Below are 12,488 nucleotides of genomic sequence, written 5' to 3' on the forward strand. Positions count from 1 at the left end.
CAGATTTACGTCTTGATCCAAAGCTATCATAAAAATGATAGTCTTTTAATAAGTTCCCCGTCTTGGGCTCGAACCAACCCCGATAGCTATCGGGGCTCTGATTAACAAGATCCTTTGGAGTAAATATCAAAAAAAAATACCACTTACAATTTGTAAGTGGTATTTAATAAGCTCCCTCTCTTGGGCTCGAACCAAGGACCCTCTGATTAACAGTCAGATGCTCTAACCAACTGAGCTAAGAAGGAATCACCTTAAAGGTAAATATGTTTGCTAAAAAAAGTTGCTCCCCCTCTTGGGCTCGAACCAAGGACCCTCTGATTAACAGTCAGATGCTCTAACCAACTGAGCTAAGGAGGAAGTTGTTGCTCTTTTTAGCGAGTGCAAATATAGTTGATTTTTTAATTTACCAAAAATATTTTAACTCTTTTTTTAATTATTTTTTTTACTTGACAATCGCTTTGTAAATATCGTTTCCGTTAGCAAATAAAAGTAGTGCTATAAGTAGAACGAAACCAACCATTTGGGCATTTTCAAGGAATTTGTCGCTTGGTTTTTTGCCACTAATTATTTCGTACAATAAAAACATCACATGACCACCATCAAGGGCCGGAATTGGCAATAAATTCATAACACCAAGCATAATTGACAATAAAGCCGTGATCGACCAGAATGTTTCCCAGCTCCAAGAACTCGGAAAAATGTTAAAAATAGCTGCAAAACCACCTACTTGTTTGTACGCTTTTGTTTCCGGATTAAAAATCATTTTCAATTGTTTACCATAACCTACTAATTGGTCTTTTCCTTTTGTAAGACCAACCGGAATAGATTCAGCAAAACTATAATGTTTTGTACTTACTTTATAGTAACCTAGTTTTTCTAAAGATTCAATTCCTAATCCACCAACATTTACACCTAATTTTCCAGCCTTAGAAACTTTAACTGTAATTGGTGTTTCTTTTAAATCACGTATTACAACAGCCGGAATTGTTTTTCCTTTATTTGCATCTAAGATCGCTTTTACCTGATCGTAATATTTAGCTTGTTGCCCGTTTAAAGAAACTACTAAATCTTTTGCTTTTAATGAAGTATTTCCAGATTCAGCCGGAACATCTTTAATAGCAAAAGGAAAACGCATTTCTACCAGTGCCGATTTTTCATGTTTTGACAATTGGTCAATAAAATCATTAGGCATTTTAATTGTTTGTTGCTGACCGTTTCTTTCAATCAAAACTTCTTTAGACATGATAATGTTTATATTTAAATCATTATCAAAATTCTCTACTTTTTTCCCGTCAATAGCTACGATTTTATCTCCGGTTTTGAAGCCAGTTTTAAGCATCACCGGATTTTCAATTAAAACACCATCTTTCAAATCAGCATTTGCAACATAAGTATCGCCATAGGCAAAAGCCATTCCGATATAAATAATAAAGGCCAGAATAAAGTTTACCGTAACACCACCTAACATAATAATCAAACGTTGCCAGGCTGGTTTAGAACGAAATTCCCACGGTTGAGGTGGAAGCGCCATTTGTTCTTTGTCCATACTTTCGTCAATCATTCCTGAGATTTTTACATAACCTCCCAAAGGCAACCAACCGATTCCGTAAACAGTTTCGCCAATTTGTTTTTTAAACAATGAATATTTAACATCAAAAAATAAGTAAAATTTTTCGACTCTGGTTTTAAATAATTTAGCAGGGATAAAATGCCCTAATTCGTGAAGAATAATAAGTAAAGATAAACTCAATAGAAATTGAGAGAGTTTGATAACTATATCCATTTTGTATTTTTAGTTCGTAATTTAACGCACAAAAGTAACGTTTCTATTTTAATTTGATAGCGCAATATAAGACATAAGGTTTTAAATGTTTGTTAATTAATAAACATTTAGATTTCTCCTTTTAACAAGATGCTGTAACTTTACTTTTTTATCCGCTATCGTATCTAATAGGTAGCCTAAATCCATTAAAAGTTACATATATATGGCTTCATTATTATTTTCTCCACTTACCATAAAAAAAATCACTTTAAAAAATAGAATTGTTATTTCACCAATGTGTCAATATTCAGCAGTTGACGGATTTGCCAATGATTGGCATTTGGTTCATTTGGGAAGTCGTGCCAGCGGAGGCGTCGGCTTAATTATTCAGGAAGCCACAGCCGTTTCTCCCGAAGCCAGAATTTCGCCTGCCGATTTAGGAATCTGGAAAGACGAACACATTCAGAAATTAAAAACAATCAATCAATTTATAGTTTCTCAAAATTCAATTCCGGGAATTCAATTGGCGCATGCCGGCCGAAAAGCAAGCGTTTCTGCTCCCTGGGAAGGAAATAAAAAATTAGATTTCGCTCAAGGCGGATGGCAGACGGTTTCTTCAAGCGCGATTCCGTATCATGATGATGAACCATTTCTTCCGGAAGCTTTAGATAAGGACGGAATCCAAAAAGTGATTTCTGATTTCAAATCGGCAACCAAAAGAGCTGTTGAAGCAGGTTATCAGGTTCTGGAAATTCACGGCGCACACGGTTATTTGTTGCACCAATTTCTTTCTCCTTTAACGAATAACAGAACCGATGCCTACGGTGGAAGTTTTGAAAACAGAATCCGTTTTACGTTAGAAATTGTAGAAGCGGTTCAGTCAGAATGGCCTTCGGATTTGCCTTTATTTGTGAGAATCTCAGCAACAGACTGGGCTGAAAGTGGATGGAATCCGGAAGAATCAGTAAAACTTTCTGAAATCTTAAAGGAAAAAGGAGTTGATTTAATTGATGTTTCATCGGGCGGATTGGTTTCACATCAACAAATTCCATTGCATCCAAACTATCAGGTTCCGTTTGCAGAAAAAATCAAAAAAGAAGCCAATATTTTAACTGGAGCAGTTGGCCTAATAACACACGCCATTCAAGCCGAAGAAATTTTGAAAAACAATCAAGCCGATTTGGTTTTATTTGCCAGAGAATCACTTAGAAACCCTAACTTGCCTTTAGATTTCGCCAGAGATTTAAACGACGATATTCAATGGCCAAAACAATACGAACGCGCTAAAATTAAATAAAAAAATAGCCACGAATTCACGAATTTTTTTTTAATAAATATATAATTCGTGAATTCGTGGCGAAAAAAAATCATAAAATGCAAAAAATAAGAACAGCACTATTATCATACGGAATGTCGGGAAAAGTTTTTCACGCTCCATTTTTGGACATTCATCCCGGATTTGAATTATTAGGTTCCTGGGAAAGAAGTAAAAACCTTATCCAGGAAGATTATCCTTATGTAAAAAGTTATCCTTCAATCGAGGATGTATTAGCAGATGAGGTCGATTTGGTAATTGTAAATACACCTGTAGGAACCCACTATGAATATGCTAAAAAAGTGCTTTTGGCTGGAAAACACGCCGTTGTCGAAAAAGCTTTTACTACAACTGTGGCCGAAGCGGAAGAATTAGCTTCAATCGCAAAAGAAAAAGGATTAAAATTAGCTGTTTTCCAAAACAGAAGATGGGACAGCGATTTTAAAACAATTCAAAAAATAATTAAAGAGGGGGTCTTGGGAGATTTAGTTGAAGCCGAATTCCATTTTGACAGATACAATCCTTTATTGAGCCCAAAAGCACATAAAGAAACTGTAAATGATGGTGCAGGAATCTTAAAAGATTTAGGGCCACATTTAATCGATCAGGCAGTTTGTTTGTTCGGATCTCCAAAGTCGGTTTTTGCAGATATTCGTTACACCAGAGAAAATTCCCTGGTCGACGACTGGATTGATTTATTATTGATTTATGAAGATTTCAGAGTACGATTAAAAGCCAGTTTTTTCGTGAGAGAAGCAAATCCTGCCTTTACAATTCATGGTAAAAAAGGTTCTTTCTTAAAGCCCCGTGGCGATGTTCAGGAAGATGAATTAAAACTGGGCAAAAAACCAAATCTGGAAGAATGGGGAACTGAATCAGAAGCGTTACAAGGATTATTACATACAGAAGTCAACGGAGAAATAATTCGCGAAAAAGTACCAACACTTCAGGGAAATTACTTCTCCTTTTTTGATGGCGTGTATGATTCCATTGCCAACGACAAACCAGAACCGGTTACCGCGCAAGATGGCGTAAAAGTAATGCAGATTATAGAGGCTGCTATTGCGAGTAGCGCACAACAACGGGCAATTAGCTTATAAGTTTAAACACATAGAAACATAGTTTTACTTTGTCTACAAAGGCGTTTCACTTGTCAAAAAGACACATAGCTATGTGTTTTTGACAAGTGAAACGCCTTTTTTATAGTCAGATAAAAAAACCTTTGTCCCTTTGTTCCTCAGAACCTTTGTTCCTTAAAGAATTTATAAACATATAACGTTATAAATTCACTAACTGGCGGCGTACTGTAGTGTGTAAAGTACATTTTTCGTATTTTTATACTACCAATCCAAAAATACATCATTTTGATCAACTTCAATCCACTATCACTATTCCAAACCAAAGGTAAAATCAAGAAAGTCTATAGAGATGCAAAAGCATCTTATTTAAACCGAATTCGTATTGCTGTTGGAATGTTTTATTTTGGAATGGGGTTAAGTTTTGCAACCTGGGCAAGCCGAATTCCGGATATAAAAACGGCTTTGCATTTAACTGAAGGTGATTTGGGTTCTATACTTTTTGCCTTGCCAATGGGACAATTAGTGATTATGCCTTTTTCAGGAAAAATGGTAACCAAATTTGGTAGTCACCGCATTTTAGTTTTCTCCTTAATAATGTATGTTTTATGCCTCGCCAATTTAGGTTTGGCAACAACAGCATTTCAATTGTCTGTTGGTTTGTTTTTGTTTGGATTGTTTGGAAATTTAGCCAACATTGCAGTAAATACACAAGGAGTTTATACAGAGGTACTTTTCAAAAAAACGATAATGTCTTCTTTTCATGGAATGTGGAGTTTCGCAGGATTCACCGGTGCATTGGTTGGTTTGGGTATGTTAGCATTAAACCTTTCACCACTTCATCATTTTTTAATAGTTGGCGGAATTGTGATTATAATGGTTGTCTTTAACTTTAAATTTTTGGTCAAAGCCAAAGAAAAAATCAAACATAAAACCTCAGAAAAGAAAAAATTATTTGTAAAACCAGACAGTGCCTTAATCTGGCTTGGCGTAATTGGTTTTTGCAGTATGGCGAGTGAAGGTGTTATGTTCGACTGGAGTGGTGTTTACTTTAAAGATATTGTAAAAGCCCCCGGGCCATTGGTGATTTTAGGCTATACGTCATTTATGATTATGATGGCTGGCGGACGTTTTTTAGGAGACGGTCTTATCAATAAATTTGGGCGTGAACGCGTAATGCAAATTAGTGGAGTTATGATTTCAGCAGGACTTTTCACCGCGGTTTTTCTTCCTTATATTATTCCGTGTACAATTGCTTTTATGGCGGTTGGTTTAGGCGTTGCAACTATTGTTCCCACTGTTTATAGTATGGCAGGAAAAAATCCGACAGTTCCACCAGGAGAAGCCCTAACGATTGTTTCGAGTGTTAGTTTTCTCGGATTCTTAATGGGACCTCCTGTAATTGGGCACATTGCTCAAAATTTCGGACTTCAATTTTCTTTTGCGTTTATCGGAATCTTTGGTGTTTTGATTGCTTTTATGGTTTCTAAAATTAGAACGACAACCTAATTTTTTTGAAAAAAAAACAAAAAATGACAAATCTACTTAATTAATTTTAAATTTCAATCAAAACATTAGTAGGAAAATATTTATTTTTTTAAATATTTTATTTACATTTGAATTTCAGATGTCACTAAGAATCTGAATTAGAATACTTTTTTCCAAGAACCAATTTTATCTTTTGAATAGGGATTAATATCCGAAATCTATTTTCAAAATAAATTGGAATTTTTAATGGGAAAAAATCACTTACTCTTTTTTGTTTTACTGCCTTTTAATTTTGTTTTTGCTCAGGAAGAAACAACTTTTTTTGGATTTGTTATTGATGCCAAAACACAAGATCCAATTGAGAATGTGGTGGTTTCTATCCAAAATTCTTCGCTAACACAACTTACATCAACTAACGGAAGATTTGAACTTCATTCTCCAATAAAAGGAGAACAACTACTATTAATTCACAGTCAGGGCTACAAAGATTTGCTTTTAAAACTGGAATCTAATTTTGGGTTTAAGGTTAACCTCGGAATAGTGCAGCTCGAAGATAATTTTTCAGATGAAACACCAGCTGCTTTAATCACATTATTGGATAGTGATCTAACAGATGATAATAGTTCCTCTGAAATGACTTCAGGACTTTTACAGTCTTCAAAAGATGCTTTTATGCAGGCTTCCGCTTTTAGTTGGGGTCAGGCCCGATTTAGAGTCCGCGGACTTGATAGCGAAAACGGAACCATGATGCTCAACGGTATGGTCATGAATAAACTGTATGATGGAAGACCGCAATGGAACAATTGGGGAGGTTTGAATACGGTACTCCGCAATCAGGAATTTTCTGTTGGAACTGCACCTTCCCATTATACTTTTGGAGGCATTTTAGGAACACAGCAAATTTTTACACAAGCGTCGATGTATCGAAAAGGAGGACAGTTAACGTTTTCCGGAAGTAATACTTCATACAATTGGCGCGCCATTGGAACTTATGCTTCCGGAATGAATGCTTCCGGTTGGGCATATGCAATTTCAGCCGGAAAGCGTTGGTCAGATGAAGGCTTTTTTGAAGGAACAAATTTCAAAGCTGAATCTTTATTTATTAGCGTCGAAAAGAAATTAAACAAGAAACAATCTTTGAATTTTACAGGTTTTTACGCGCCTAATTCCCGGGGAAAAAATTCAGCAAATACAAACGAAGTAACGCAACTAACAAACGAAAAATACAATTCGTATTGGGGTTTTCAGAACGGAAAAAAACGAAATGCAAGAATTAAAAAAATTGAGGAACCACTTTTAATGCTCAACCATTATTTTAAAATTGATGAAAAAACAAATCTCAATTCAAGTCTAATGTATCAGTTCGGAAAAGTCGGAAACAGCAATATAGACTATCAAAAGACAGATAGTCCGGATCCAACTTATTACAGAAAGTTGCCTAGTTATTTCAGTTCGCTGTACGCAAAAGATCAGGGAGAATTTTCGGGTGCTTTTACTCCGAATTATGAAAATGCGGAAAAAAACAAAATTTCCTTTTTAGAAAATTCTCAAATAGACTGGAGCGCCATTTATCAGACCAATCAAAAACAACTTGCAAATTCTGATAGTACAATTAGCGACTATGGACCTGCACAAAGCCATTATGTTTTATACGAAGACAGAACAGATGATAAAACTTTTGCAGCAAATTCTAATTTGAATTCACAGTTAACAACCAATATTTATTTTGATGGCGGAGTTACTTTTCGAAACCTGAAATCGCATAATTTCCAATACCTTTTAGATTTGCTTGGTGGGGAATATTTCGAAGATGTTGATCCGTTTTATAAAGGAAATCAGTCACAATCTGATTTACAGCATCCAAACCGGGAAGTAAAAGGTGGCGATATTTACGGTTATAATTATAATTTTCTGGCTAGTAAAATTGATGCTTTTACTCAGTTTCGACTTTCTTATAAAAAGACGGATTTCTATCTGGCACAATCATATTCAGTATCCAATTATCAACGGGAAGGTTTATATCAAAACGGAATTTATCCCACAACTTCTCTCGGCAAAAGCCAAAAAGTAAATTTTGAGAATTTTGGATTCAAAGGTGGATTTACCTATAAAATTTCCGGAAGACAATCTCTTTTTTTGAATGGAGAACATTTGACCAGAGCACCTTCACTCCGAAATACCTTCTCCAATTCACGCTTAAATAATTCAATTGCTAACGGAATTGAAAGTGAGAATATTTCAAGTGCCGAAGCCAATTATGTTTATCATTCGCCCAAGCTAAAAATACGTTCGACAGTTTATTATACTTTGATTAAAAACAGTACAAAAACTTCCTTTTTTTACGCCGAGGGTATTTTTGACAATGGCGCAGGTTACGATGCAACAGATGCTTTTGTGAGCCAGACACTGACACATTTAGACAAGAAAAATGTTGGAGCCGAATTAAGTTTTGAGTATCAAATTTCATCTACTTTGAAATCTACTTTATCTGCAGCTTATGGGAATTATACATTTAACAGTAATCCTGATGTTTTGATCACAAATGATGCAAATGCTGTAAAAGCGGATAAACAAACCACTTTTGATTTCGGGAAGGCCTATATTAAAAATTACAAACAGGCCGGAATGCCACAACAAGCCTGTTCATTTGGGCTAGAGTACAGAGATCCGCAATTTTGGTGGATTGGCGCAAACATAAACTATCTGTCAGAAAGTTATATCGATATTTCTCCAATTGCCAGAACGGCGCAGTTTTATATCAATCCGGCGAATGGTTTTCCTTTTCCGGAAGCGACAAAAGAACGTGGTGACGAATTGTTAAAACAAGAAAAATTTAATCCTATTACATTATTAAATTTTTCAGGAGGAAAATCCTGGCGTGTACACGGAAAATATATCGGCCTTTTTTCAAGTGTAAATAATGCCCTGAACTCTATATATAAAACGGGTGGTTTTGAGCAGGCAAGGAATGCAAATTTTAGAGCTTTAAACCAGGATGTTTCAAGCGGAACGCCATCCTTTGGTCCAAAATATTACTACGGATACGGTCGGACTTACTTAGTAAATCTTACTATTGGTTTATAAACCTGAAAAGAATTGTTATGAAAAAGATATTTTTTAAGTTATTTTTTGCGCTTTCAATATTGCTTATTTGCGGATGTAATAATGATATTGAGACACCCAAATTAGAATGCACCCAACCCGATTTGGCAGTAAATAAAACGGTCGAAAAAGTGCAAGAACTTGCAGGTACGGTTACGAAGCAATACGTTTATGATGATATTATAGAAGCTTATGTGGTGTCTAGTGATGAAGATGGGAATTTTTTTAAGACCATTTCGTTTCAGACGTTGCCAAAAGAGGGAATTCCTGCTACAGGTTTTAGTGTGCCCGTAGATGCTTCAAATACTTATATTGATTATCGTGTGGGAAATAAAGTGTATGTGAGATTAAAAAATCAGTTTACAGATCTATTGTACGGCGGACTCAGAATAGGAAGTTTGAACGTCAGTAATGCGGGCGATCCAACTATTGGCAGAATTTCGCAGAATGATTATAAAAACGTATTGAATGCTTCATGTACAATGATTGATGAAAATCTATTGGTTAAGAAAATTTCTATCGAAGAAGCATTAGACGATACTAAATTAAATACTTTGATAGAACTTACTGATGTAGAGTTTACAGAAGGAGCTTTGGGTCGTCATTATTTTGAAGAAACAAATAATGTAGGAGGTTCTACCAATTGGAATTTGCGTGATAAAACAGGAAATCAGATTATTTTCAGAACCAGTAGTTATGCCAGTTTTTCAGATCATTTAGTCCCCGAAGGAAGTGGAACCGTGCGCGGTATTTTGACAAAATTCGGTTCCGATTATCAAATGGTGATTCGGTCGGAGCAAGATGTCGTAATGAACGGAATAAGAAATACTCCATTTTTTGCTGAAGATTTTCAAACAGTAAAAAACAATGTAAATTTTGCGCTTCCCGGGTGGAGCAATATTGTCGAAAAAGCCTCAAAATTATGGAAAAGTATGGTGTACGGAGGCAACGGTTACGCCGAGTTTAATACCACAAGTACAACAGCTGCAGAAAATATTGCCTGGTTAGTTTCGCCTAAAATTAATATGACAGGTTATAAAAAGGCAACCCTGTCTTTTAGAAGTGCACAACATGATTTGAAGATGGATTCTCCATTAAATGCCTTAGAGGTTTACGTGTCAACAAATTTTGATGGCTCAAATATTTTGAAAGCAAAATGGACAAAATTAGAAGCAAAATTTCCCTCTTTGTCAACACCGGTTCGTGCATTTATAAGTTCTGGTGCAATTGATTTATCTCCTTATTCAGGAAACATTTATATTGCTTTTAAATATATTGGTTCCGGAAAAGACAAAACACTTAATGGTGCATTTATGGTTGATGATATTAAAATTTTTGGCGAGAAGTAAGATATTTTTTTTCTAAATATGTTTAAAGTATTGATTTTTTGAGATGTAATTTAATAGTGTGCTTTTTTTGAGATTTAAACTATTAAAATTTGATGGAATTTTGTATTTTGGTCATCCCAAATCGATACTTAAAATTATGAAAACTTACTTTATCGCCATCCTGATGATGGTACTTCCGTGCTTAGTGCATAGCCAGGACAACACTGCGCCAGTCCGTTTAAAACAAATCAATATTGTAAAAACAAACTATCAGAACTCGACAGATGGTGAAATTATCAATAAAACTGTTGTGTTTAAAGACGGTAAAATACAAACTATCACCACTTCAGATGTTATACAGCATTTCTTTTACAACAAATCAGGATTACTGGATATGACGGTAAAAGACAAAGTTGGAAGCGACTGGAAAGAAGTTGTAAACTACACGTATGATGCAGATAACAACATTACAAAATTTGTAAAAAAATATCAGGAAGGCCCGGATTATATTACAAAAGTGGTCACTTTTGGTTATGAAGGAGCGAGAATAAAAGTAACGACTAAAAAAAGTACCAATCACCAAAACTTAGTTGATGATATTGAATATATTGTTGAAAATGGTATTATTGTCAGACGTACTTCCAGAGATAAAAACAAACAGATTGTTGGTAAAATTGAATATGTTTACACTAATGATAATGTGATAAGACATAAAGGTCTGGTTGGAGATAAAATATCTAAAACCTACACTTTTGATGATAAAAAATCGGTAGATCAACTTATTGTTCAGAGTTTATTTGGTGATAATTACAAAGTAATTGTTCCTATGATTTCTTATCACGAAGATGAGTTTAGTTTTGAAGCAATATCTTATAATAACGAAGTGAACTTTAGTCCTTCGTCTACCGCTTTGGTTGCTGTAAGCAGAAAATATAAATACAACAAATTGAATTTTCCAATTTTCTGTACTCAGATTGAAGAGAACGGAATTGTAAAAACGGAGAAGACATTTATCTACGAATAAAACTGGGTTTTCAGTTTGATTAAACCATTTAGAGTAATTTCTAAATGGTTTTGTTTTTTAAAAAAGCAACAAACTCTTAAATAGAACTTAAAAACAATATTCTATAAGGGTTAGTGTGCTACAAATCATTAAATTTGCACCTTATTCAAAGCTATGTTAGAAAAAGAAGTTATAAATTTTGAAAGAACAGCCATTGTTGGTATTGTGACTCAAAATCAAAGTGAAGAAAAACTTAACGAATATCTTGACGAATTAGAGTTTTTGACTTATACCGCTGGAGGTGAAGTGATCAAACGTTTTTCGCAAAAAATGGAACGCCCGAATCCGAAGACTTTTATGGGAACGGGTAAAATCGAAGAAATCAATCTTTTTGTAAAAGAAAATGATATATCGACTTTAATTTTTGATGATGAATTGTCGCCTTCACAGCAAAAAAACATCTCTAAAATTATTGATTGTAAGATCTTAGACAGAACCAATTTGATTCTGGATATTTTCGCGCAACGAGCTGAAAGTTCTTATGCAAGAACGCAGGTTGAATTAGCGCAATGTATCTATTTATTACCTCGACTTTCTGGTTTATGGACACACCTTGAGCGTCAAAAAGGGGGTATTGGTATGCGTGGACCTGGAGAAACGGAGATCGAAACAGACAGACGTATTGTTCGTGACCGAATTTCATTATTGAAAGAAAAAATCAAAACGATTGACAAACAAATGGGTGTTCAGCGTAGTAACCGTGGTGCAATGGTTCGTGTGGCACTGGTGGGTTATACCAATGTTGGAAAATCGACTTTGATGAATGCTGTTGGTAAAAGTGATGTTTTTGTTGAGAATAAATTGTTCGCGACCTTAGATACAACAGTTAGAAAAGTGGTGATTAAAAACTTGCCATTTTTACTTTCAGATACAGTAGGTTTTATTAGAAAACTGCCAACACAATTGGTAGATTCTTTTAAAAGTACGCTTGATGAGGTACGTGAAGCCGATTTATTATTGCATATTGTAGATATTTCGCATCCTGATTTTGAAGATCATATTGCATCTGTAAATCAGACTTTACAGGATATTAAAGCACATGAGAAACCAGTAATTATGGTTTTTAATAAAATTGATGCTTACAAACATTTGACAATCGATGAAGATGATTTGATGACGGAGAAAACGCCAAGACATTATACGCTTGACGAATGGAAATCAACCTGGATGCATCGCTTGGGAGAAGAAAATGCATTATTCATTTCGGCTACCAATAAAGAAAACTTTGAGGAATTTAGAGAAAGAGTTTACGAAGCGGTTCGCCAAATTCATATTACCAGATTTCCGTATAATAAATTCTTGTATCCGGATTATAAAGATGCAATCGAAAAGGAAGAAGAATAAAAAAAGTAAT

At 34.9% G+C, this 12,488-nt stretch carries 8 protein-coding genes and 2 tRNA genes; 7 read left to right on the forward strand and 3 right to left on the reverse strand.

The window, feature by feature from the left end; all coding sequences use genetic code 11:
• Positions 1–171: 171 nt before the first annotated feature.
• The 3 genes from B0A65_RS17765 to rseP form a co-directional block, all read right to left on the reverse strand.
• Positions 172–245, reverse strand: a tRNA-Asn gene (locus B0A65_RS17765).
• 38 nt (positions 246–283) lie between these two features.
• Positions 284–357 (reverse strand) — tRNA-Asn (locus B0A65_RS17770).
• 85 nt (positions 358–442) lie between these two features.
• On the reverse strand, positions 443–1,783 hold the full coding sequence (gene rseP / locus B0A65_RS17775; protein ID WP_074662401.1) for an RIP metalloprotease RseP: 1,341 nt from the start codon (positions 1,781–1,783) through the stop codon (positions 443–445).
• A 202-nt stretch (positions 1,784–1,985) separates the two neighbouring features.
• Between rseP and B0A65_RS17780 the strand changes: the two genes are divergently transcribed.
• The 7 genes from B0A65_RS17780 (at position 1,986) to hflX (ending at position 12,478) form a co-directional block, all read left to right on the forward strand.
• Positions 1,986–3,059, forward strand: a complete 1,074-nt coding sequence (locus B0A65_RS17780) for an NADH:flavin oxidoreductase/NADH oxidase (protein ID WP_074662404.1) — start codon at positions 1,986–1,988, stop codon at positions 3,057–3,059.
• Positions 3,060–3,136: 77 nt separating this feature from the next.
• Positions 3,137–4,177 (forward strand): Gfo/Idh/MocA family oxidoreductase, encoded by a 1,041-nt coding sequence (locus B0A65_RS17785; protein WP_074662806.1) that lies wholly within the window; start codon positions 3,137–3,139, stop codon positions 4,175–4,177.
• 264 nt (positions 4,178–4,441) lie between these two features.
• Complete coding sequence (locus B0A65_RS17790) at positions 4,442–5,662, forward strand: MFS transporter (protein ID WP_083370499.1); 1,221 nt, start codon at positions 4,442–4,444, stop codon at positions 5,660–5,662.
• A 225-nt stretch (positions 5,663–5,887) separates the two neighbouring features.
• Positions 5,888–8,725, forward strand: a complete 2,838-nt coding sequence (locus B0A65_RS17795; protein WP_074662406.1) for a peptidase associated domain and porin domain-containing protein — start codon at positions 5,888–5,890, stop codon at positions 8,723–8,725.
• A 17-nt stretch (positions 8,726–8,742) separates the two neighbouring features.
• Complete coding sequence (locus B0A65_RS17800) at positions 8,743–10,092, forward strand: DUF5689 domain-containing protein (RefSeq protein WP_074662409.1); 1,350 nt, start codon at positions 8,743–8,745, stop codon at positions 10,090–10,092.
• A 136-nt stretch (positions 10,093–10,228) separates the two neighbouring features.
• On the forward strand, positions 10,229–11,095 hold the full coding sequence (locus B0A65_RS17805) for a hypothetical protein (protein WP_074662413.1): 867 nt from the start codon (positions 10,229–10,231) through the stop codon (positions 11,093–11,095).
• A 153-nt stretch (positions 11,096–11,248) separates the two neighbouring features.
• On the forward strand, positions 11,249–12,478 hold the full coding sequence (hflX, locus tag B0A65_RS17810; RefSeq protein ID WP_074662416.1) for a GTPase HflX: 1,230 nt from the start codon (positions 11,249–11,251) through the stop codon (positions 12,476–12,478).
• Positions 12,479–12,488 lie beyond the last annotated feature (10 nt).

This window comes from Flavobacterium frigidimaris, assembly GCF_002217275.1.
Taxonomy (GTDB): domain Bacteria; phylum Bacteroidota; class Bacteroidia; order Flavobacteriales; family Flavobacteriaceae; genus Flavobacterium; species Flavobacterium aquidurense.

What these genes read in the sequence shown, in the direction of transcription:
- B0A65_RS17780 (WP_074662404.1), top strand. Translation starts at nt 1,986, where the DNA reads ATGGCTTCATTATTATTTTCTCCACTTACCATAAAAAAAATCACTTTA.
- B0A65_RS17795 (WP_074662406.1), top strand. Translation starts at nt 5,888, where the DNA reads ATGGGAAAAAATCACTTACTCTTTTTTGTTTTACTGCCTTTTAATTTT.
- B0A65_RS17805 (WP_074662413.1), top strand. Translation starts at nt 10,229, where the DNA reads ATGAAAACTTACTTTATCGCCATCCTGATGATGGTACTTCCGTGCTTA.
- hflX (WP_074662416.1), top strand. Translation starts at nt 11,249, where the DNA reads ATGTTAGAAAAAGAAGTTATAAATTTTGAAAGAACAGCCATTGTTGGT.
- B0A65_RS17800 (WP_074662409.1), top strand. Translation starts at nt 8,743, where the DNA reads ATGAAAAAGATATTTTTTAAGTTATTTTTTGCGCTTTCAATATTGCTT.
- B0A65_RS17785 (WP_074662806.1), top strand. Translation starts at nt 3,137, where the DNA reads ATGCAAAAAATAAGAACAGCACTATTATCATACGGAATGTCGGGAAAA.
- rseP (WP_074662401.1), bottom strand. Translation starts at nt 1,783, where the DNA reads ATGGATATAGTTATCAAACTCTCTCAATTTCTATTGAGTTTATCTTTA.